The organism is Butyrivibrio sp. AE2032 (assembly GCF_000702965.1).
On the sequence record NZ_JNLF01000007.1, the window covers coordinates 61,456 to 81,958 of the forward strand.

General features: G+C 43.8%; 22 protein-coding genes. 13 read left to right on the forward strand and 9 right to left on the reverse strand.

Annotated elements, in window-relative coordinates; all coding sequences use genetic code 11:
• Positions 1-37 precede the first annotated feature (37 nt).
• Positions 38-1,492 (forward strand): EcsC family protein, encoded by a 1,455-nt coding sequence (locus tag BO18_RS34130; RefSeq protein WP_066738530.1) that lies wholly within the window; start codon positions 38-40, stop codon positions 1,490-1,492.
• A 13-nt stretch (positions 1,493-1,505) separates the two neighbouring features.
• Here BO18_RS34130 and BO18_RS30590 read toward each other — a convergent pair whose 3' ends face one another.
• Together BO18_RS30590 and BO18_RS30595 are read right to left on the reverse strand one after the other, a co-directional pair.
• The gene (locus BO18_RS30590; protein WP_051689333.1) at positions 1,506-1,811 is read right to left on the reverse strand and encodes a GIY-YIG nuclease family protein; all 306 of its coding nucleotides are present in this window, start codon (positions 1,809-1,811) and stop codon (positions 1,506-1,508) included.
• A gap of 53 nt (positions 1,812-1,864) precedes the next feature.
• Positions 1,865-2,536: a DNA alkylation repair protein gene (locus BO18_RS30595; protein WP_034452709.1), complete on the reverse strand. Its 672-nt coding sequence runs from the start codon at positions 2,534-2,536 to the stop codon at positions 1,865-1,867.
• 140 nt (positions 2,537-2,676) lie between these two features.
• On the opposite strand from BO18_RS30595, the gene BO18_RS30600 reads away from it, so the two are divergent.
• Genes BO18_RS30600 through BO18_RS30610 form a run of 3 tightly spaced genes read left to right on the forward strand, consistent with a single transcriptional unit; the run spans position 2,677 to position 4,091 of the window.
• Positions 2,677-3,075 carry a hypothetical protein gene (locus BO18_RS30600; RefSeq protein ID WP_034452710.1) on the forward strand — a complete coding sequence of 133 codons (399 nt, stop codon included), beginning with the start codon at positions 2,677-2,679 and terminating at the stop codon, positions 3,073-3,075.
• A 26-nt stretch (positions 3,076-3,101) separates the two neighbouring features.
• On the forward strand, positions 3,102-3,302 hold the full coding sequence (locus tag BO18_RS30605; protein WP_034452711.1) for a hypothetical protein: 201 nt from the start codon (positions 3,102-3,104) through the stop codon (positions 3,300-3,302).
• An 18-nt stretch (positions 3,303-3,320) separates the two neighbouring features.
• The gene (locus BO18_RS30610) at positions 3,321-4,091 is read left to right on the forward strand and encodes a YwaF family protein (RefSeq protein ID WP_034452712.1); all 771 of its coding nucleotides are present in this window, start codon (positions 3,321-3,323) and stop codon (positions 4,089-4,091) included.
• Here the strand turns inward: BO18_RS30610 and BO18_RS30615 are convergent.
• Positions 4,076-4,429 (reverse strand): heavy-metal-associated domain-containing protein, encoded by a 354-nt coding sequence (locus tag BO18_RS30615; RefSeq protein ID WP_051689334.1) that lies wholly within the window; start codon positions 4,427-4,429, stop codon positions 4,076-4,078. The genes BO18_RS30610 and BO18_RS30615 overlap by 16 nt on opposite strands.
• Positions 4,430-4,626: 197 nt before the next feature.
• Between BO18_RS30615 and BO18_RS30620 the strand changes: the two genes are divergently transcribed.
• The 4 genes from BO18_RS30620 to BO18_RS30635 all read left to right on the forward strand — a co-directional run bounded on the left by BO18_RS30620 (position 4,627) and on the right by BO18_RS30635 (position 6,929).
• A complete protein-coding gene (locus BO18_RS30620) occupies positions 4,627-5,178 on the forward strand; it encodes a DUF3793 family protein (RefSeq protein ID WP_034452713.1) in 552 nt (183 codons plus the stop codon).
• A 10-nt stretch (positions 5,179-5,188) separates the two neighbouring features.
• A complete protein-coding gene (locus BO18_RS30625) occupies positions 5,189-5,422 on the forward strand; it encodes a Fur family transcriptional regulator (protein WP_034452714.1) in 234 nt (77 codons plus the stop codon).
• Between the two features lie 122 nt (positions 5,423-5,544).
• On the forward strand, positions 5,545-6,096 hold the full coding sequence (locus tag BO18_RS30630) for a GNAT family N-acetyltransferase (RefSeq protein ID WP_034452715.1): 552 nt from the start codon (positions 5,545-5,547) through the stop codon (positions 6,094-6,096).
• Entirely contained in the window at positions 6,093-6,929 is an 837-nt protein-coding gene (locus tag BO18_RS30635; protein ID WP_034452716.1) for an alpha/beta hydrolase, read from the forward strand. Before BO18_RS30630 ends, BO18_RS30635 begins: the two co-directional genes overlap by 4 nt.
• Before the next feature lie 14 nt (positions 6,930-6,943).
• Here the strand turns inward: BO18_RS30635 and BO18_RS30640 are convergent, their stop codons facing one another.
• From BO18_RS30640 to BO18_RS30660, 6 genes are all read right to left on the reverse strand, one after another.
• The gene (locus tag BO18_RS30640; RefSeq protein WP_034452718.1) at positions 6,944-7,282 is read right to left on the reverse strand and encodes an L-rhamnose mutarotase; all 339 of its coding nucleotides are present in this window, start codon (positions 7,280-7,282) and stop codon (positions 6,944-6,946) included.
• Positions 7,283-7,307: 25 nt separating this feature from the next.
• Positions 7,308-7,610, reverse strand: a complete 303-nt coding sequence (locus BO18_RS35880) for a hypothetical protein (protein ID WP_242856631.1) — start codon at positions 7,608-7,610, stop codon at positions 7,308-7,310.
• 93 nt (positions 7,611-7,703) lie between these two features.
• Entirely contained in the window at positions 7,704-8,825 is a 1,122-nt protein-coding gene (locus tag BO18_RS30645; protein ID WP_242856632.1) for a glycoside hydrolase family 28 protein, read from the reverse strand.
• Complete coding sequence (locus BO18_RS33850; RefSeq protein WP_051689335.1) at positions 8,815-10,536, reverse strand: GDSL-type esterase/lipase family protein; 1,722 nt, start codon at positions 10,534-10,536, stop codon at positions 8,815-8,817. The genes BO18_RS30645 and BO18_RS33850 overlap by 11 nt, the downstream gene beginning before the upstream one ends.
• A 120-nt stretch (positions 10,537-10,656) precedes the next feature.
• A complete protein-coding gene (gnpA, locus tag BO18_RS30655; protein WP_034452719.1) occupies positions 10,657-12,825 on the reverse strand; it encodes a 1,3-beta-galactosyl-N-acetylhexosamine phosphorylase in 2,169 nt (722 codons plus the stop codon).
• A 30-nt stretch (positions 12,826-12,855) separates the two neighbouring features.
• Complete coding sequence (locus tag BO18_RS30660) at positions 12,856-13,908, reverse strand: glycoside hydrolase family 88/105 protein (RefSeq protein WP_034452720.1); 1,053 nt, start codon at positions 13,906-13,908, stop codon at positions 12,856-12,858.
• A 164-nt stretch (positions 13,909-14,072) separates the two neighbouring features.
• On the opposite strand from BO18_RS30660, the gene BO18_RS30665 reads away from it, so the two are divergent.
• From BO18_RS30665 to BO18_RS30685, 5 genes are all read left to right on the forward strand, one after another.
• Positions 14,073-15,032 (forward strand): AraC family transcriptional regulator, encoded by a 960-nt coding sequence (locus BO18_RS30665; protein ID WP_034452721.1) that lies wholly within the window; start codon positions 14,073-14,075, stop codon positions 15,030-15,032.
• A gap of 246 nt (positions 15,033-15,278) precedes the next feature.
• A complete protein-coding gene (locus BO18_RS30670) occupies positions 15,279-16,229 on the forward strand; it encodes an ABC transporter permease (protein ID WP_034452724.1) in 951 nt (316 codons plus the stop codon).
• A 12-nt stretch (positions 16,230-16,241) separates the two neighbouring features.
• The gene (locus BO18_RS30675) at positions 16,242-17,174 is read left to right on the forward strand and encodes a carbohydrate ABC transporter permease (RefSeq protein WP_081861345.1); all 933 of its coding nucleotides are present in this window, start codon (positions 16,242-16,244) and stop codon (positions 17,172-17,174) included.
• Positions 17,175-17,231: 57 nt separating this feature from the next.
• Positions 17,232-18,965 (forward strand): extracellular solute-binding protein, encoded by a 1,734-nt coding sequence (locus BO18_RS30680; protein WP_051689336.1) that lies wholly within the window; start codon positions 17,232-17,234, stop codon positions 18,963-18,965.
• Between the two features lie 88 nt (positions 18,966-19,053).
• The gene (locus BO18_RS30685) at positions 19,054-20,391 is read left to right on the forward strand and encodes an MATE family efflux transporter (RefSeq protein WP_034452725.1); all 1,338 of its coding nucleotides are present in this window, start codon (positions 19,054-19,056) and stop codon (positions 20,389-20,391) included.
• Positions 20,392-20,503 lie beyond the last annotated feature (112 nt).

Consider the following 20,503-nt stretch of genomic DNA (forward strand, 5'->3'; position numbering starts at 1 on the left):
TGGGTTGGTGTTTTTTGCATCTATGGGGGTATTAGCTATGTCAAAAGAGCTGTGTGTGGAAGAAAGGGTAGATTCTTCAAAAATGACGGATATGTTGGACGCCATTTACAGTAAGGCGATCAACCGTATTCCCAAAGTCAGTCGTGCAGTGGATGATATTGTTAAGGATTATATGTCCAAATATGATGATCCAAAATTGGCTGCAAAGGAACTGGCAAAATATCAGATAGCAAAGTGTGGAACTTCAGGCTTTCTTTCTGGCCTTGGGGGCATTATCACTTTGCCTGTAGCTGTTCCTGCCAATGTGGGTTCAGTTCTTTATGTTCAGATGCGAATGATAGCAGCAATAGCTCAGATGGGCGGCTTTAATATTCGCTCAGATCAGGTGCAGACCATGGTTTATGCCTGCCTTACCGGAACCGCCGTAACAGATGTTATTAAACAGACCGGCATAAAGGTCAGTGAAAAGATTTCAGAAACTGCTCTGTCTCAGATTCCTGTGCAGGTACTTAACTCAATTAATTCGCTGGTGGGATTTAAAATGATCGCCACTTTGGGAAGCGTGGGAGCAATTAATCTTGGTGAGCTCATTCCAGTTGCAGGCGGCGTTATAGGTGGAGCTTTTGACGTGGTTTCCACCAGAATTATCGCAGATAATGCCATATCTCTTTTCATTGACAAAAAGGTTCCTGAACCTAAAAAGAAGTTCAGCCAGAAGTTCGGTGATGCGGCAAAGAGCGTTAAGAAAGCGGTAACACCGATGGCTTCCTCTCTAAAGAACAAGTATGATGTGGTCCTTGCTGAGAGAAAGCATGTAAAAATGATAGTAAAAAAGGTTATTCCTCCAAAGACAGAAGATGGAAAGCTGTGTCATGTCATCATTGTGCCAAAGAGGATACTTATCAGCTGGGATTTCTTTACAGATGAGTTTGGAAACCATTATGTCATAGAAAATGCTGCAGTTAATCCTTCAGCAACAAAAAGAAAGGCTTATGAGTATTACGTGGAGTTTTCGGACTCAGGGATTGAATTCCCTAGCGGAACTATCCTCTATGCCGGTGAAGATAAGTGGAAGAAGAACCTGCCTGAGTGTGCCATAAAGAGTATTGAGTACTACGTGGCAAATCTGCCCTCGGTTCAGGCAAGCGATGTTCCATGCGCCATTGGCCCTGAAAATGCAGAGCTTATTGTTAATCTGGATAAGGAAGGGCAGTTGTCTGTTCAAAGAACAAGCAAGAATCTTTCGAATTTTAACTATAAGCTGGGAAAGAAATCAGCCAAAAAAGTCTTTGAGGACCTCAGGGACTGCATATCTGACGGAGAGAGCAAACCTTTTGACGCCAAGGATGCCCTTACAAGGATGCTGGTACTCAATTTCGAGAACGGCCAGGAGATAGAATACAACGAGGTTAGAGGAGTAGAGAACGGGACTACCACAAGGGACATTATATCCAAGCTGCTTAAGCTTCGAGGGCTTAATGCTGTGGTTTGAGAAAGATAGTAGATTAAGGGCGAGGGTCTCCTTTTGAGGCCAGCGCCTTTTTTTCGTCGTGAGACAGTTGTTTTAAGTGCCATTCCCTGCTCATGGCTTCTTCTTTGGAGTCAAAAACTTCGTAATATACCAGCTCCACCGGAAGGCGGGATCTGGTGTACTTGGCGCCTTTGCCCTGATTATGGGTTTTTATTCTTTTTTCCAGATCGTTTGTGTAACCACAGTAATATGAATGATCTGCGCATTCAACTATGTAAGCGTAATGAGACATATTGCTCCTGAAAGTATATATGATATATATACTATATACATTTTTCATACTGTCTAATGATACCACAGGATAATGCAAAGTAGAACAAATACTTGACGTAATTACCTTAAACTTTTCAGGTATTCTTTATGTTCGTCGGTTACGCGAAAACTTTCTATTGCCTTTTGGATGGCTTTTTTGTGTACCCAGTCGTCCAGGCGGTGATCTTCAATGTATTTAATGCTTTCATCGTATCTTTTTGCCAGGGCTGTGGCGAAGTACCAGGCAACCATCATCTTAAGGTAGTAGTCGTCGCCTTTTTTGGAAGCTACAAGTTCAAGATATTCCTCCTCAAAGTCATCTCCAAGGTACTCGTTCATGAGCATACGGATTCCGAAACGAGCTGTGTAAACTTCATCTGAAGCAATCCACTTCCTTATATATGGAAAAAGTTTTTCGTGATTCTTTTTAAATGATTTTGGCGTGGCCTGGTCAGAAACGGGCCAGCAGTCCACATAAGGAAGAAATGTTTCAACCGCCTGGATGCATTCATCAAAATCTTTTATCAGAGAGATGATAAAAAAATGCACAAGATTTTCCTCATAGTATTTGTGGGGAAGTTCCTTTAGGAAATCATCCATTTGACCGCTTGTGAAGATTACTTTTGCTATCTGCCTCATCTGTGGTGTTCTCACACCAATTATGGTGGCAGGGTCAATGTTTGGGACGAGTTTTGCCTGAAACTCCTTGTAAGAATCATCTTTTGCTTCCAGTAACTTTTCGTAAACTGTCATGAAAACCTCCATAAAATCCTGACCATAGAATCACTATACAAAAATCTTATCATTTTTTTGTAAAATACACCATATTGTATATAACGGGATGTTGAGCTACAATATACAGCATAAGAATTATGTTTTTGGGGGATAAGAAGTTGAATAGTAATAATTATGTTAAGACCATTGAAGACGTCGCATTTTACTGGATGGAAGCAGTTCACATTACAAATAAACTTCAGGCTCTATCTGTCTATTCTGACGAGGCAAATTATGCTAATATCGTAGCAACCATAGACGGGGCAACAGATCAGGTAAGCAGCCTTGTTTCCAACGCAGAGGATATGTTGGGAGCAGCAATAGAATCAGCTATTGCCGAGGGAAAAGGAGATTTTGTAAAGTATAAGGACAAAGACATCTCCAGTAAGATGAGTGACCTTACCAGTATGCTTCAAAGCAGAGCCTCAGATATTTCCGGCAGTTCCAGAAAGGAACAGATGGAAAGCTTCAATAAGGTGCTGTTTGGCTGCATGGATAAGATCTGTAGCGCAGCATAAAAATGCGAAATTAGAAAGAGCAATAAATGGACAACAAGCAGGAATTACTTGATTTAATAGACAAAGCAGGGAAGGGCTCGATTGAAGCCGCTGAAGCCATAGCTGAGGGGTACTTCAAAGGCTCTTTTGATGGAAAACCAAATCATGTAAAAGCCATGAAATGGGCTTCCTATGCTGCTAAGCACGGGAGTGAGCGTGCTGCACAGATACTGGAGAAACTTAAGTGATATGCAAGAGTTTTCTCGATGAATATTAAGCTGATCATGCTGGATTATTTTTGGAAACAACAGGATGATATACCTGCAGGGATGGGCTATCCATTGTTTGGAACAGCCCATCTTTTGAGTGTGTTTATTACCTTGATCCTGGTGGTATTCCTCATCCTTGCGATTCATAAGCTGGAGGAAAAGAAGCAAAAGAACTTTTTGAAGATGCTTCCGGTTTTAATGCTGGGAATGGAAGTTTTTAAAGACGCTTTTCTTGTCAGCGTTCACAGATTTGGTATTGGGTATCTGCCTCTTCATATCTGTAGCATAGGGATATTTGTCTTTTTGCTTAGGGAATGGCTTCCATGGGCGTTGGCAAAGGATGTCTTTGGAGAAATCGCATTTATCATAATAATGCCGGCATCCATCGCAGCGCTCTTGTTTGCTGACTGGACAGTCTATTATCCCGTTCTGAATTTCATGAATATCTACAGTTACATCTGGCACGGACTTCTTGTGCTTTACCCAATACTATTGAAATTGCGTGGGGATATTCAGCCCTCGATCAGGCATATCCATTATTGCCTACTATTCCTTTTGGTGGTTGTTCCGCCGATCTATGTTTTCGATAAGCATTTTGGATGCAACTATTTCTTTGTGAACTGGCCTATTCCAGGCACTCCTCTTTCCTGGATGGCTTCTTTTATGGGAAATCCGGGCTATCTACTTGGATATGCGGGGTTGACTCTTGCAGTAATTTTGTTGATGTATTTTTTGATACATAAGAACAGGATCTATAACACGACGTGATAATCGAGATCTTCAATTGCTTTAATGAATACATCGTCCTCGATTTCTCTGTCAAATTCAATGTCTACTCGGCCTTTTTTGAGGTTGACTTTACATGACGCGCCATCAATGCTGTTGATGGTGCGTTTTACTCTGTTTCTGCAGTTTTCGCAGTGCATTCCTTCTACATAAAATGTTTTTTTGCCAATAACAGGTTTATCAAGCTTTTTGTCCGGCTCTTTGACTACTGAGCTTCCACCGCAGCATCCGCCTTCCCCTTTGAAATGCTTGATGCAGCCTGATACGGCAATTGAAATTATTAGTATAAGGACAATTATTGTGATTATATTAGAAATCATTCATTCACACTTTCTTGATGAAAATCACCAAATAGTAATACAGGAACATCCGTTAGCAAATACTAACACATAATTATAAAAATGTCTATGGGATAGAAAAGGAGGGACCGGTCACTCTTGAAAAATAGGTTAGCTCATGCTAACATAGATATCAAAGTGGGCGGTTAGCCATATCTAACATACAAAGGAGAAGGATAATGGGGGATCAGATGCTGATCAGATTATGCTCGCCAACGCTGGCAGGGCTAAAAACTGGAAATCTTTTCACGGTGGATATTGATGATCGGGCCAAGTTTAACCGTGAAGTAAGGGAATTCAACTATAGGCTTTCAGGAAAGGGAATCCGTATGATTCCGGTTAAGTATTCCAAGGGACACGTGCTTATTTATCTTTACAGACCTGCATTTTTGAAAAGAGATCTTGCAAACGAAGAAGCCTGTCGGATTCTTAAGGAAAAGGGCTACTCCTACAGGAATGCTGATCTGTGTGTGGCGGAGCTTGCAAGGCATTTGGAGAAGGATAAATCCTTCCCTCATGAGATAGGTCTTTTTCTGGGCTATCCTGTAGCAGATGTACTTGGATTTATGAAAAGTCCGGAGGACGGCGTGAAGTATACGGGCTTTTGGAAGGTATACGGGGATAAGGATTCAGCACTCAGGACTTTTGAACAGTACAAAAAGTGTACAGAAATATACAGCAGAGCCCACAGAAACGGAAGATCACTGGAACAGCTTACCGTGGTGAGCTAAGGGGAACAGGATGAGTAACGAGCAGATAGTTGAAGCATTAAAAGAAAGCGGAATGAGGATTACCAAGCAGAGAATGCTTGTAGCGGATGTCATTGCGGATAATGACGGAGCCAGCTGCAAGGATATCTGCTGCATTGTGCGAGGTAAAGACTCATCTGTCGGGACCGCCACAGTATACCGAATGATAAAAGTGCTGGAGGATATTGGAGTAATTGAAAGGATAGATATGATCAAACTTAGATAAGGGAGTGAATTGACAAAGCTATTTTGAGGCAAAAAAGCCTCAAGATGGCTTTTTATTTTGCCTGAAAAAAGGTATGATTATTCATAAGTTGTCAGACACACCAGATAAAGGAGTTAAAGGGAATGGTTTTTAAAGAAAAAGAGTTTACGTTAGGGGAAAAGAGCATATTACTGCGAAGCGCCAGAACTGATGAGGCTCAGCTTCTGGTAGATTATTTGAAGGATGTTTGCGGTGAAACGAGGTTTCTTCTCTGCGATGCCGATGAGATAGAGTATACAGCGGAGTCAGAAGAAGATTTTATCGAGGATAAGAATTCTTCTGAGGATTCCATGTTGATGCTTGCTTTTGTCGATGGCGAATATGCCGGGAACTGCTCTTTTCAGCCTATAGGAACGAGGCGCAGGGCTAAGCATCGTGCAGATATCGGAATAGCTCTTTATCAGAAATATACAGGATTTGGACTGGGACGGCTTATGCTGGAGCAGCTTCTTGGCAAGATAAAAGAGCTTGGATATGAACAGGCTGAGCTGACAGTAGTTGGTGGAAATGACAGAGCTTATCGCCTCTATGAGAGTCTTGGGTTTAAAGAATGTGGCAGAATTCCAAACGCCAACAAATACCAGGATGGGACATACGCTGACGATATTCATATGGTAAAGGAATTAAATCGATGATTTACAAGGAATTTGAATTAAAAGAAGACGGTTCACTTGAAGGAAGCAAGCTTACTGTATATATACAGGAGACTGCATCTCCGAAGCTTAAGATAAAGAAAAGACCGATGGTTGTTGTATGCCCCGGTGGAGGATATGAGTATACTTCCGACAGGGAGGCTGAGCCTATAGCTCTTTCCTTTTTGGCAAAGGGCTTTCATGCAGCGGTTTTGAGATACTCATGTGCTCCGGCAAAGTATCCTACTGCGCTACTAGAACTTGCCAGGTCAGTTCTGATAGTAAGAGAGCATGCTGATGAGTGGTGGATTGACCGGGATGCGATCATTGTTCAGGGATCTTCAGCCGGAGGCCATCTTGCGGCTAGTTTTGCATGTTTTTGGCATGAGGATTTCCTGGCTGAAAAAATGATGGGAGATAAGAGCGCTTCATGTAAAGAGGTGCTTAGGCCTAACGGCCTTTTACTCAGCTATCCTGTTATAACTTCGGGAGAATATGCCCACAAGGGCTCTTTTGAAAAGCTCCTGGGTGATAGGATTAGTGAGCTTAATGAAGAAATGTCCCTTGAAACTGCAGTAAATGAGAATGTTCCTGAGACCTTCATCTGGGCAACATTTACGGATGGAGCTGTGCCTGTGGAGAATTCCCTTCTTTTCGCCATGGCGCTTAAAAAGCAGAATATCAACACGGAGCTCCATATTTTCTGTGAAGGAAGCCACGGACTTGCACTTTCAAACCATTTGACAGAAGGCCCCGAGGGAAAAGAAATTGTTCCTTCATGTGAGGTATGGATTGACCTTGCTTGTACATGGCTAAAGAATAAGTTCTATAATTGAGTGGTTTTTGGCAATTAATCCAGTCGGAACACCTGGGCCATCTGCTTTTGAGCACCGGTTTTTTCGTCTTTTTCGAGGACAAGTATGCCCTTCATTGACTCGTCCCAACGGGCTACAACTTCGCTTTCGGCCTGGTGTTTTCCGGCATATTCAATACCTTTTTCGCACTCATAGTACCCAAAAACATCTCCGTCAAATTCCTTATCGGGAGCATCATAGAAGAATATGCTGTAGTTACAGATTCCGGCTGTCTTTAAGACTTCAACCATTTCCGGCCATATCTCGTTATGTCTTTTGATGTATTCTGCCTTTTTTCCTTTAAGGACTTTGCCTTTCCATGCATACCTTTCCATATGCTGATCCTCCTGATAGCTGGTGTTATTTTTTAATGCTTTTCATATTGATAAAAGAAATATCCCCACAATTTTCCATGTGAATGCTGTCTGTATCTTCTGCAGGATTCTCCATTTCGATATCTTTGAAGCTGATATTCCTTAGTTCATGACCTTCCTCTTCAAAGCCGCAAAGAAGGATGGAAGGGCAGTTGTGCCATTCATTTTTGCCTGCGTTATTGTCAAGGAAACGGCCTAAAAGATGCATCCTCTCAAAGTGGCAGTCTTCGATAACGGGAGGAGTTTTGTATCCTTCGCCGTCGTCATTAAAGCCCACAGAATGGATCATTACGTGGGAGGCTGTTATATCCCGGACTGTGACGCCTCTGACATATCCGCCGCGTTTTTTGGTGGCTTTTATCTCAATTCCTGACCAGGTAGGTCACATGTCGCAGTCCCAGAGCCTGACGTCCTCTACGCCTCCAGACATCTCGCTTCCTATGCAAAGGCCGTGGCCGAAGTGACAGATACAGTCAAAAACACGGATGTGCTTTGTTGGCTTATTTATTATGTTCCCTTCCGGATTTTTACCGGATTTGATGGCTACGGAGTCGTCCTCGGTATAAAAATCACAGGCGTAGATCGTGGAATTGGTTGAAGAATCAGGATCCCATCCGTCCCCATTCCATACGCCCTGAGATTTGATGGTGCAGTGGTCGGTCACTACGTTGTCTGAGTAGACGAAATGCAGATTCCAGGATGGACCAAAGCCCAGTGTCAGATCATGGATCCAGATATTCTGGCAATTACTCATATTTATGAGCCTTCCACGGACCCTGTGGGCTATGGTTTCGGGCTTTTCATACTCTTTGATCCGGTCTCCGAGAGAGCCTATGAAATCCTTTAGCTTTTCAGCCTCAGTCTTTGCCATGGCCTTGGCCAGTTCCCAGCCGCCGCCCATGATGCTTCCGCCTCCGCGAATAACAATATCTTCACAGTTGTATCCGGCATTGTGATCCATTTCGCCCAGGTTTATAAGGCTTCTGTAGCATTCACGTTCATAGCCTTCAAAACGGCTTTTTATCAATGGAAGATAATCCATTGGATCGGTAGTCCCCTGTAAAAGAGCTTTTTCCGATACAAAGAGCTCTGTTCCGGAATGCATATTAAGAGCACCGGTAAGGAAGGTTCCTTCCGGAATGTAAACGCAGGAATCCCTGTCGCAGTCATCAAGAGCTTTCTGAAGAGCAGCTGTATTCAGGGTTTTTCCATCGCCAACAGCGTTGTAGGGTGGTCTTGTGACGTCTAACTTTTTCTTGACAGGTCCGGTGCAGACCGTGACAATTCCAAGGCTTTTTCTGCCCTCAAACAATATCTCCACCTTACTTTCGCTTTCAGGCAAAAGATCTTTAAGCGTAAAATGAGTCTTAAGAGTTTCTCCGGCCTTTTTGCCATCTATCAGGATCGTATAAATACTGTCTTTGTCAGCATATTCCGGGAGATCCCAGAAAACTTCTGCTTCCGAATCAGTTGCCCTGTAATCCAATAAAAAATCATGCTTCAAAACAGATACTCCTTGTTTGGATATCTTTTGCGATATCAATAAAACGTGTGAGTGTTATATAAGCTTCGCCCCGGGTGATCATCTGACCAATGCTGGCCTGGGGCCTTTTGTCAATTCCAAGTTCCTGAGCTTTTTCGACGCAGTAGAGCAGTGGAATATCTCTTTTGCCCGGATCCGGCTCTAAAAAGCGAATAAGAAAACTATCCAGTTCATCGAAGGTCAGCTCATCGTCGGGTCTGAAAAAGAGCTTGTCCCCTTTGACGGGAGTAGTGTCAGGATCAATGAGGTTTTCTTCAATCATCTTCTGAACATAGCCTGAATCCCATTCATCAGCCTTAAGGTCTGCGTATTTGCCCAGATAGGGCCTTGTGCTAGCCAGACGGAAAGCCTTGAACAGGATCATAAGGAACTGAGACCTTGGCATGGCTTCATTTGGATGAAGATACATCACGCAAGGGTCTAAAAGGCAGTAGTGGTAGGCTTTTTTAAGGCCATTGATGTCTTCATAGCCTTCGATATCCACGTAGGGCGGATCGATAGCAAAGAAATCAGGCTCCGGGTGCTGTGGTGGAATCTCCTTCGTGTCGTCATCAGGACTGGCAAAAGAGCTTTCAAGGCCATTATCGCTGGCTCCCAGCAGTGAATTTCTAAGATCTTTTGAACCTCTTACTTCCTTCATGAAGATGTCTGATATCAGGAGACTGCCATATTCGTTTGTATGGGTCACGTCCCCGGCCATGAAGAAGTCGGAAACATTACAATCGAACTCCAGCCACTTTTCAAAGGTAAGACCATGGAGATCAACGAAGAGAGCTCCTGACTCTATAGCAGCCTCTTTTGCTGCATCGGCGTAATCCTTAAGGAGAGAGTACTGCCTGTCAAGGGAAAGTGCTTCGCTTTCAGGGATGCTCAGTTCCAAAGGCACACGGCTGATAGGAGAGCAGATAAGTGCCTGGGCACCGGCAGCTATGGTTTCTTTGGCAAATCTTACCAGGTTTTCTTTATATCCATCAAACGCCTTGAGATTCCTGCGCTTCTGGTCGTTGTGACCAAACTGAAATATCACGAGGTCTCCGGGGCTTATCATTTCCTGAATAATGGAGTAGTGGCCATCATCCCTAAAACAATTGGTTGTGAGGCCTGAGTGGGAGAGGTTGCAGACTGCAGCGTTATCTATGAAACGTGGCAGGGTCTGAGCCCATCCAGAAAAGCTTCCATAGGGATAGTAGGGAATTCCGGCGTTCTGATCCGTGACAGTAGAATCGCCACCGACCCAAATTACCGGAACCCGCTCCTCCTCTATGGTTACATCGATCTTAATGTTGCTTATAGAAAGATCCCGCCAGCCTGGCCCTACAGGACTGCAAAGGTTTTTGCCGGTCACACTTATGAATATGTCCCTGTCGTTACATCTTTGGGAGGATATTGCAGGGATAAAGGGTGTGACCATTGTGTAAAAAGTCTTTGTATATTCACGTTTGGAGGATAAATCTATGCTTTTTGCTATCATGGCTCTTCTGGAAGAAAAAATAGTCAGATCATAGATGTCTTTTTCCAGAGCTGTGAGCCTTATAGTAGCCCTGTAGGTTCCAAACCGGGGAACAGATGCCTTGATTATAAGAACCTCTCGATCCGGCTCGCTGACCGGCGCATAGAAGTGTCTTCTGTTCCAGCCGCCGCTTTTTAAGGCCTCCTCATGGGCTGTAGGCAAAGCGGGTGAGAGCATCTCCGGGGCAAAAAAAACCGTAGCCTTTTTCCGGGGAAAAAAGATTATCCGTATATGAATTTTGTAAAGTAAAGGACTGAATAAATGCCATGTTTCCCTCGATGATCAGATTTGGTAAAAGGAAGTGGAATAGGGCGCCAGTTCCTTGAATTTTTGCATTTCGCCTTCGGCGGGTATAGAGGTGCTCTGTGGCTTCTCTGAATTGTTGATGACTACCAGAGTCTTGCTTTCAGGGAAAAATGCACACTCTACATTAGGGTTGTCAGGAAGATAGTCCTGTTTAAGGTCAAGCCCACAAGCCCATAGCAGTATATTCATCAGAAGCCTGTTGTTAATTGGGCCTGTCTCGAAGGTTGAAAGGTATATTCCCTTACCTTTTCCAAAGTCGTTGACTGTCATAACAGGATGCCCATCGGTTGACAGGATGACTTTGGCATTTCCGTCTGTAAGATGAACGAGGCATCTTAAAGGAACAGTGCTGCCTGATGGTACAAGTCCCGGAATATCAGTATGATCAAAGGTCCATTTGCCATGACAGGACTTTGCAATGGTATCCTTGTCTACTCCAAGGACGTTAGACATCCTGAATACGCTGTCACTGCCTTCTACAGCAGAAGGCTCGTTGACTCCAATAAAGCATCCGCCTGCATTTACCCATTCCGTCAGGGCTTCTGCTACAGAAAGGTCATTCCAGTTATCACCGCCGCTCCAGGCAGTTCCTGCAGCTCCGGCATTAATGATCACATTGTACTGTGATAGATTGCTGCTTTTTACCTCATCAAAACCAATAAAGCTAACATCTACAGGAAGGCCAGAGAGAGCCTCGTTTACATGGATAAGGTCATGCATATAGGTCTCGTGGAAATGTCCGCTAAGGGTCCAGCTGCGAAGCTTTCCCCAGGAGTGAAGGACAGCTACTTTTATTGGAAGAACCTTAGGCGCCCCTTCCTGGTGTAGACTTTTGATCTGTCTGAATTCATCGGAGATTGAAGCAATATAATCCGTGAAGTCAGGGAAGTCCTGTACCAGGTGAAGATAGCCGCCAAGGCCTATTCTGTCTATTTTTGTGCGAAGAAGAGCCCTTCTTGTGCTTACCCAGTATTTGGAAGCATCTTTAGTAGGGTCTCCGCCCTTTGAGAAGGTTGGAAGTCCACCCAGTCCAACCGGGAAAAGATAGGGATGAAGGCGAAGCTCATGGGTAGGAACGGTTGCTCCTGCACAGAGTCTTACCTCGTAGCCGGAAAAGACGCACTTAATAAGCCCGTCAAAGCCGAAAGAGGAGAACCTTTTGCTGTAGGGTTCAACGCCCACCCAGCTGTCGTCGTAAAAGACGTAGGCTTTTTTGCCGTGACTGTGAACTATATCCACAAGCTCTTTTCCAAAAGAGACAACGAACTGGTTCACATAGTCCATGTAATCAAGCTGAGTCTTAACAGGAGGCATATGAGTTACGTGAAAAGCTCCCTTATTGATGAAATCTTCAGCTGTGAGACGATAACCCTTTGCTTCAGCAAAGTCATCCAGCATTTTGGGGCTTACTGTGAAGTCATAGGAACCCCAGTCTGTGAAAAGATTGCGATTTCTGGGGTTGCTGCCCCACATCCAGACAAAGTTGTAAAACATGGAAGTAAAGCGCACTACAGTGGTAGCAGGGTGTGATTTGCACCAGTCATCCAGCCACTTTTTCATGTATTCTCTGGTTTCAGGATAGACAGGGTCTATCTGCATGAGATGTTCCTTGTCCCAGCTGTTGGTTATGTGGTTGTACATGGAGATCTCTTCCCAGATCCTGTAAGCCAGAAAGCTTACGGTGTATTGATGCCAGGGAATAGCGTTGCTGATAATAACATTCTGGGCTTCCTTCTCATAGGTCCAAAAGCTGCTCTTGATCTCTTTTCCGGTGGTACGATCATAGACCTGCCAGTATTTCATGGAATCTGCGCAGTCGTTGATGCGAAACTGCTGGTCAAAGAAATCGTCCATAAGATGGAAGATGAGGAAAGAATCCTCTGCAGTCTTGGGCTGTGTCATGAGGAAGGTCTGCTGGAGCTTGTCCTGGTTGGCTTTAGCCCAGGCGTTGTGATCTCTGATGATACAAATAGTAGAGTAGATTCCGTAGCCGGAATTTAAGATCTCGTCAGAAAGAACAGTTCCGTCACTGTCGCGGATTATGTCTGCGCCCCATTTGGACGCAAGCTCAAGAGTCAGCGTTTCGTACCCTGACTCTCCCGGAAGTGTGAAACTACCTTCGGTATGTTTGATATTGTTTGCCATTTAGTTATCCCCCAACAATATAGCTTAGTATTAAAGAGCTCCGTCGCTTCTTATTTTGTCGTAGTTTAATACCCCTGAAAGATAAGCAAGTGCCAGCCCTTGTCCCCATCCCTGGATCCAATCCCGGGAAATTCCGCGATAACCCTCTCTGTCCTTCATGACAGCTGTTCCTCCGGAAACATTAAGAACTCTGCCATCGGAAGAGATGTTGTCCAGAATGCCTTTTGTTGACTTGTTGATATATTTAATGTGAAGCGGATTTCCCTTATTTATCATTGCTGCAGCTATTCCGCAGCTGGCGGAAATCTCTTCATAGGAATCAGGATCATCTAGAATTGTTCTGTAAAGACCATCTTCAGTCTGCAACAGCTTGATAGAAGATAGCTGTTCATTAAGGGATCCTACGATATCCAGGAACTTAGGATACAGGTAGCACTCGGGAAGGATCCTGCCTACTTCTGACATGGTGTAAGCAGCCCATGCATTGGCTCTTCCCCAGAAAAATCCTGACATATGATCGCCTGCGATGTTGTCATAGCCATGATAGAAAAGACCTGTTGCCGGATCCTGAAGGTACTTGATGTGCCAATAGTACTGGTTCAGGGCGTCATCTATCAGTTTCTCGTCCTTTAGAAGCACGCCTGCCCTTAGGAGGAAAAATGCAGCCATAAACAGGGTGTCAGCCCAGCATTGCTCAGGGAAATCATTGTTTACGGAAACTGTATGCTGAAGCACATGATCCCCAAATCTAAGGGCGTCTTTCTCCAGGTAGTCAATCTTTTGCCTGGCTACATCCAGATACTTCTCGTCACCGGTGTGCTCATAAAGGGAGAGAAGGGCGTGCCCCATGGCACAGGTGTTTACTGTAAAAGATGGAACTCCCAGCTCATCTATATATTCATCAATCCTAGCCTTAAGAGCTTCTATGTACTCTGTGTTACCTGTTGCCTTGTATGCCTCGCAAACGCCGTAATAAGCAACGCCTCCCGGCCAGTCCCAGGTCAGGTCCATGCGCATGGTGCGCTTTACAATAGCGTCGATAGCATTTTCTATTTCTTTCTTGTCATAAATAAGGTTTGCCATTTCTGTTTCCTCTTTGAGTATCCGATTAACGGGTAAAACGTAGAGTTCTCCCGATGTTTACCACATTATATTTTCATATGGTCGAAAAATCTCTTCATCTAGCAATAAAAACTTTGCAATTTCAACTATTTGAGAATAGAATTGGACAAGGGGGATTATAAAAAATGTCTAAGCCTAAGAAAACCGTAATTGAATATAGAAATTATGAATTACCCATAAATTTTCCGGTGCTGGTGCTGACCGGAGACAGGTGGTATATTTCCGACGTTAAGTCCGGGAAGCTGCATTTCCACAACTGCCTGGAGATCGGAATCTGTCATAAAGAAACGGGTGTTATTGAATTTGGCGACAACCCGGTTGGGTTTAAGGCGGGAGATGTGACATTTATTTCAAGAAATGTTCCTCATACTTCCTATAGTACAAAGGGTGAAGCCAGTCTCTGGTCCTATATTTTCCTTAATCCCGATGAGCTCTTCAAAGGGATATTCGGACCGGCATCTCCCTATAGTGATATTTATTCCGATATGGTCCAGAACCTTCAGATGGTACTCGGAAAGGCAGAATATAGGGATATTTATGAGCTTGTTACCCAGATCCTGAATGAGCTTATTAATAAGGAAATGAATTATCAGATATCGGTTAAGGGCCTCATGCTGTCGCTGTTTATGCGCCTTATGAGGATCTATGCCCAGAAGAAACAACAGGATGTCACCCTGAGGGAAGCCCACGAAAATGATATTGTCATTATGCCTGCCCTGGAGTATATCAGGGAAAACTACATGCTGAACTTCCCCATAGAAGATCTGGCAAATATGTGCCATTTGAGCCAGACTCACTTCAGAAGGGTGTTCCACGAGATAATGCAGACCAGCCCATTGGACTATCTGAACACCACAAGGATCCTTCAGGCCTGCATATTACTTAGGACTACGGAAGAGTCCATTTTATCGGTATCTGAGCAGGTTGGATTCAGGTCGGTATCAAGTTTTAACAGGCATTTTTCTGATAAAATGGGCGCTCAGCCGGGAGAATGGCGCAGAAAGATGGTCAAGATGGACAACACTTCTATTATGAAGTACACGGGCTGGACCCAGGCAGAAAAGCTGACGGAGTCGAAAAAGTAGCATAACTACATAATTAGAAATGTTTTGGAAGGAGAGTCTATAGGGGCTCTTTTTCTTTTGCTCAAGTGCAAAAACTGCATTGTGCAAAGTGCACATTTTCGTAAACGATTAAGTATAAAGAATAGACATAACCACTACAAAAATTAAAAATAAATGGTTGATAATGCATAGCTTTTTTGACTAAGTGATTAGAACATGAATCTAAATTATTTTAGTATTGACCTAGAAAGGGAAGGGGTAATGAGTATGAAAACAAAAAATAACGGAGGGGGAGCTGTCGTTTCCCGATCATCCTGGAAACAGTGCATCAAACGCGACTGGCAGTTATATCTTCTCCTGCTTATTCCGCTGGCGCTGGTGATCATTTTCAGCTTTGGAGCCTATCCGGGACTGAGAATGGCCTTCATGGATTACAAGCCAGCCAAGGGCTATGCAGGTTCTAAATGGGTCGGATTTGATACCTTCAGAAAGGTATTTAAGGACGCTGATTTCACCAGAGCACTTAGAAACTCAATAGTATTCAATCTACTGGATCTCTTTGTGGGATTTCCGATGCCGATCATTCTGGCACTGATCCTCAACGAACTGAGATACAAGAGGTTCAAGAAGGTTTCCCAGACAATACTGTATCTTCCGCATTTCCTGTCCTGGGCCATCATCGGAAGCGTAGCGCTTACCATGTTTAAGCCCACAAGTGGACTTGTAAACATAGCTATGATGAGGATGGGACTCATAAGTGAGGGAATTCCCTTCCTGAATGAAAAATGGCACTGGGCGGTTACATATCTTTTGATCGGTGTGTGGCAGTCCATGGGATGGGGAACAATTCTTTATCTTGCAGCCATTACCGGAATCAGCGGTGAACAGTACGAGGCAGCTATGATCGACGGTGCCAACCGCTGGCAGAGAATGATCCACATAACACTTCCGGGTATTAGAAGCACAATTGTAACACTTCTTATCATGAACCTTGGAAGAGTAATGGGAAGTAACCTTGAGAGACTTACCGCTCTTGGAAATACCCAGGTAAAGGAGTTCCAGTATCAGCTTGCTGTTTATATCTATAACAAAGGTATTGGAAATAATAAGTTTAGTATGGCCACAGCAGTTGGTCTGTTCCAGTCTGTAATCGGTGTGTGTCTGGTGCTCATTTCCGACAGAATAGCCAAGAAGCTTGGTGAAGACGGACTGTTGTAGGAGGGAATATAAATGGCTAAGAGAAAAGAAAATAAGCCTGGCGAAGAGAGCTTCTCTTCAGGAGGAGCAAACGCCGTTATAGGTTTTAAAATAAGCGATGCGATCATGATGCTTGTGATCATTCTGCTATGTGCAACCTGTGTTCTTCCTTTTGTGCATGTGGCTGCCAAGTCCATCTCCGGAAACACAGCAGTAATGTCAAGATCAGTATATTTCCTTCCAAAGGATATTACCTTTGATGCATTTAAGCAGGTTTTTGCTGATCAGTCCATGACTTTTTCAATGATCTTTTCAGTGATCGTAACTCTCGTATTTACATTACTTGGAATGATAGTCTGCACCTGTGCAGCGTATCCGCTTTCAAAAAAGAGGCTTAAGGGCAGAAGCACACTGGCGTTTCTGCTGATGGTTCCCATGTATTTCTCAGCAGGAATCATTCCTCAGTACATCCTTTATTATCAGCTTCATATTCTGGATACTTTCTGGGTGCTGATCCTTCCCCTGATCTATTCACCATATAACATGCTGATAATGAAGAACTTCTTCCAAAGTACCATACCGGATAGCCTGGAGGAATCGGCATTTCTGGATGGGGCAACCAATCTGCAGATACTTTGGAGAATAGTGCTTCCTCTTTCAAAACCCATATTAGCTACATTATCTCTTTTCTATGCGGTAGGAAGATGGAATGCTTATGCAGACAATATGTACTATACAAGATCTTCAGAGCTCAAGATGATCCAGTACAAACTCTATCAGTTGGTAGCATCTGCTACAGAGGCTCAGAATGCATCTCTGGCCGACACAGGGGGTGTAGCTCAGACAACACCTGAGGTTTTGCAGGCAGCATGCATCATGTTTGTTACTGTTCCGATCATCATAATATATCCGTTCCTTCAGAAATACTTCGTACAAGGCACAATGATCGGAGCGGTAAAGGGCTGACAGAACTTTGAACTAAAAAAGTATTAAAAACACTTTAAAACATTAAGGAGGGTAATGATGAAAAAGAGGTTATTAACAGCCATGCTGGCAACAAGTATGGTAATGGGGCTGACAGCCTGCGGTTCAAATGGGGGAGTTCCAACAGTTACAAACGATTCTCAGCAGAGTGCAGAGACAACTACTGAGACTGCAGCAGAGACACCTGCTACAGAAACAACTGCAGCTGAAAGCGGCGTTGCAGGAATTGATGGATGGGAGCCTTTTGCTGATCAGGTTACTCTGAGAGTAGCAGTTTACGACAGAGGCGATGCAGGAAATGGCTGCTCTGACGTAGAGAACAACTATTGGACAAAGTGGGTACAGGAGAACTTTGGTGACAAGTACAATGTAAAGGTTGAGTATGTAGGCATCACACGTTCAGACGTTATGACTGATTACGCTATGCTTGCTTCAACTAACACACTTCCTACACTTTGCATGGAATATGACTATGATAAGCTTGCAACATGGGCTTCTGATGGATACCTCCAGCCTATCGATCTTGAGCAGTTCAAGACCATCGCTCCTACATACTGGGGCAACATGGAAGAGAATGGCCTTACAGGTTACACACAGTTTGATGGTGAGGACTACATCGTTCTTGGTAAGAGACCTTATGGTAATACAAACTACACCTTCGTAACATGGTATCGTAAGGACTGGCTCAAGGAAGCCGGCTTAGACGGATCTTATCCTGCAACAAGCACAGAGCTCTTAGAGGCCCTTGGCAAGATGGTAGAAAACGGACATGAGTATCCTATGAGTGGATCTAAGGTTGCTGGTGCCGGTGCTGACCAGAACTATTCCTTCAGAGATTATCCTCAGGATGAGACTACATGGTGCACAACAGGTGATTATCAGGTTCCTGCTCTTTCAACAGAGGCTCAGAAGAGACTTCTTAAGTGGAACAATGAGCTTTACAATGATGGTTACCTTAACCCTGAGTACTACCTCAGAAGCACAGACGACGTAAATGCTGATTTCATCAATGGTAAGGCATTCCAGTGGTCAGGATATGTTTCATCAACCATGGATGTTCTCAATTCTTTCTATGAGACAAACCCTGATGCAGAGCTTGGCGTAGTTGTATGCGACAGCAAGTTTGTACAGGATCCTACATGGGGATCAAGCAACGCATTCAGACCTAACAACATCTTTGGTGCAATGGTTGGTTTTGCTAACAACGCAACAGAAGACGAGGTTAAGGCTGGTGAGATGTACCTTGAGTGGATGGCTCAGGACGAGAACCTTTTCACAATGACATGGGGTATCGAAGGCAAGAACTTCAACTATGATGATAACGGAAATCCTGTAGCTGTTGGTGATCAGACTGGTCTTGAAGAGCAGCAGGGACACAACAACAACGTTGACTACTGGATGGTAGTTACAGCATCAAAGTCATTTGGCGATATCGAGTCTGATATCAAGGCAATCAATCCTCAGGGACTTCCTCAGGACTTCTACGATGACCTTCTTGCTAACTACAAGGGCCAGCTTGCTCTTTACGAAGCTAAGTATGCTAACGTAGACTGCCTCTTCGGTGGAGCTCTTGAGTCAGTTACAGAGTATGGTACATCACTCAAGGAAGAAATTTATCCTGAGTTCCGTGATCAGCTCGTAATGTGCGCTCCTGACAAGTTTGATGCACTCTATGATGAGCTTTCACAGAAGTATCTTGATGCTGGTTACCAGGCTATCATCGACGAGAGAAAGCAGATGTTTGATGATGGAAACACAACAAAACTTCAGTAATATACTGATTTGTTAATGAATAGCCCCCGTAGGATTATTCCACGGGGGCTTACTTTTATAGAGAAATATTTCTTTTCCGGAGTGGTTTATGAAAGACATGACGAAGGGCAGTATCCTAAAAGCCCTGATAACTTTTTCTGTGCCAATGCTGATAGCCAGTGTGTTTCAACAGCTGTATACCCTGGTAGATACTGTCATTGTGTCCAGATATCTGGGAGCAGAGGTCCTTGCCGGAGTTGGGGCTACAGGAGTGCTCACATACCTGATCCTCTGTATTGCATTAGGAATGGCAAATGGCGGGGGACTTATTATTTCCCAGTGCTATGGTAGCAGGAACTATGAAAAATTAAAAAAGACGATCATTTCCATGACATGGATCATGCTTTTATTCGCTATAGTCATGTCGTTGGCAGGTTCTGTGTATTCCAGAAAAATACTGGTTTTTTTGAAGGTTCCCGAAAATGTTCTGGATTATTCCACAACCTATATCAAAATAATATTACTTTTTTCTTTTGGAACAGTGCTATATAATCTTGGAGCTTCTGTTCTTAGAAGTGTTGGAGACACGAAAACTCCGCTGTACGTGCTGATTGCAGCGTCTTTTATAAATATTGGTCTGGATCTTCTTTTTGTTTTGCAGTTTAAGATGGGAGTGTCAGGAGCAGCCTATGCTACGGTGATCTCTCAGATAATATCAGGCTTTGTATGTCTGTGGGTGCTATATCGCAAAAGAGCTTTCTTAGGCTTTCAGGGTGATGAAAGCTTTTTTCCCAATCTGGAATGCTCAAAGCTTATTATAACAACATCTCTTCCTGCTACATTTCAGTCCTGTCTGATCTGTCTTGGCGGAATATCCGTTCAAAGGCTCATAAACTCCTTTGGTTCGGATGTAATGGCAGGATATGTTGCTGCTTCAAAGATTGACTCCCTTGCTATTCAGGTGATCTTATCTGTGGCAGCGGCGCTTTGCGTTTTTACAGGGCAGAATATGGGAATAGGAGAATTTGACAGGATCAGGCAGGCGCTTAGGCAGGCAAGAGTGATCATGTTTGCAAGCGCTGTGGTGATCGCAGTATGTGCCTATGTGTTCAGGTTTAGGATTGTAGGTCTTTTCCTTGATGCGGATGCCAATGAACTGGCCCTGAACACAGGGGCGGAATATTTGTCAATCGTGGGAGTGGCATACCTGATCTGCGCCATCATGCAAAGTTATCAGAATGTCATTAAGGGTGCTGGAGACGTGAATACCTGCATGGTCGCTGGAATGACGGAGCTTGCAGGAAAGATAATCTTTGCCTATGCAACAGCTCCAATACTGGGAGCTACAGGAATATGGATCTCAACGCCTTTTTCATGGGCTTGTGGCTGCATTATCCCGGTTGTCAGGTACTATTCAGGAAAATGGAAGGACAAAAAGTTATCGTAATTTTGGGAAATGTCTATGTATTTTTCAGGAAGAAGATCGTGAAATTTCTGAGCATGCATGGCTCAAGTTCTTTCTTCTTATCCTTACAGTTTCTTTCAAGGCTTGTAGTCAG

Coding starts and splice junctions, on each gene's coding strand:
- BO18_RS30685 (WP_034452725.1), top strand. CDS start 19,054: ATGAAAGACATGACGAAGGGCAGTATCCTAAAAGCCCTGATAACTTTT.
- BO18_RS30665 (WP_034452721.1), top strand. CDS start 14,073: ATGTCTAAGCCTAAGAAAACCGTAATTGAATATAGAAATTATGAATTA.
- BO18_RS30675 (WP_081861345.1), top strand. CDS start 16,242: ATGGCTAAGAGAAAAGAAAATAAGCCTGGCGAAGAGAGCTTCTCTTCA.
- BO18_RS30605 (WP_034452711.1), top strand. CDS start 3,102: ATGGACAACAAGCAGGAATTACTTGATTTAATAGACAAAGCAGGGAAG.
- gnpA (WP_034452719.1), bottom strand. CDS start 12,825: ATGGCAAACAATATCAAACATACCGAAGGTAGTTTCACACTTCCGGGA.
- BO18_RS30625 (WP_034452714.1), top strand. CDS start 5,189: ATGAGTAACGAGCAGATAGTTGAAGCATTAAAAGAAAGCGGAATGAGG.
- BO18_RS30615 (WP_051689334.1), bottom strand. CDS start 4,429: ATGATTTCTAATATAATCACAATAATTGTCCTTATACTAATAATTTCA.
- BO18_RS30630 (WP_034452715.1), top strand. CDS start 5,545: ATGGTTTTTAAAGAAAAAGAGTTTACGTTAGGGGAAAAGAGCATATTA.
- BO18_RS35880 (WP_242856631.1), bottom strand. CDS start 7,610: ATGATCCATTCTGTGGGCTTTAATGACGACGGCGAAGGATACAAAACT.
- BO18_RS30660 (WP_034452720.1), bottom strand. CDS start 13,908: ATGGCAAACCTTATTTATGACAAGAAAGAAATAGAAAATGCTATCGAC.
- BO18_RS30670 (WP_034452724.1), top strand. CDS start 15,279: ATGAAAACAAAAAATAACGGAGGGGGAGCTGTCGTTTCCCGATCATCC.
- BO18_RS34130 (WP_066738530.1), top strand. CDS start 38: ATGTCAAAAGAGCTGTGTGTGGAAGAAAGGGTAGATTCTTCAAAAATG.
- BO18_RS30620 (WP_034452713.1), top strand. CDS start 4,627: ATGGGGGATCAGATGCTGATCAGATTATGCTCGCCAACGCTGGCAGGG.
- BO18_RS30640 (WP_034452718.1), bottom strand. CDS start 7,282: ATGGAAAGGTATGCATGGAAAGGCAAAGTCCTTAAAGGAAAAAAGGCA.
- BO18_RS30610 (WP_034452712.1), top strand. CDS start 3,321: ATGAATATTAAGCTGATCATGCTGGATTATTTTTGGAAACAACAGGAT.
- BO18_RS30590 (WP_051689333.1), bottom strand. CDS start 1,811: ATGAAAAATGTATATAGTATATATATCATATATACTTTCAGGAGCAAT.
- BO18_RS30595 (WP_034452709.1), bottom strand. CDS start 2,536: ATGACAGTTTACGAAAAGTTACTGGAAGCAAAAGATGATTCTTACAAG.
- BO18_RS30680 (WP_051689336.1), top strand. CDS start 17,232: ATGAAAAAGAGGTTATTAACAGCCATGCTGGCAACAAGTATGGTAATG.
- BO18_RS30635 (WP_034452716.1), top strand. CDS start 6,093: ATGATTTACAAGGAATTTGAATTAAAAGAAGACGGTTCACTTGAAGGA.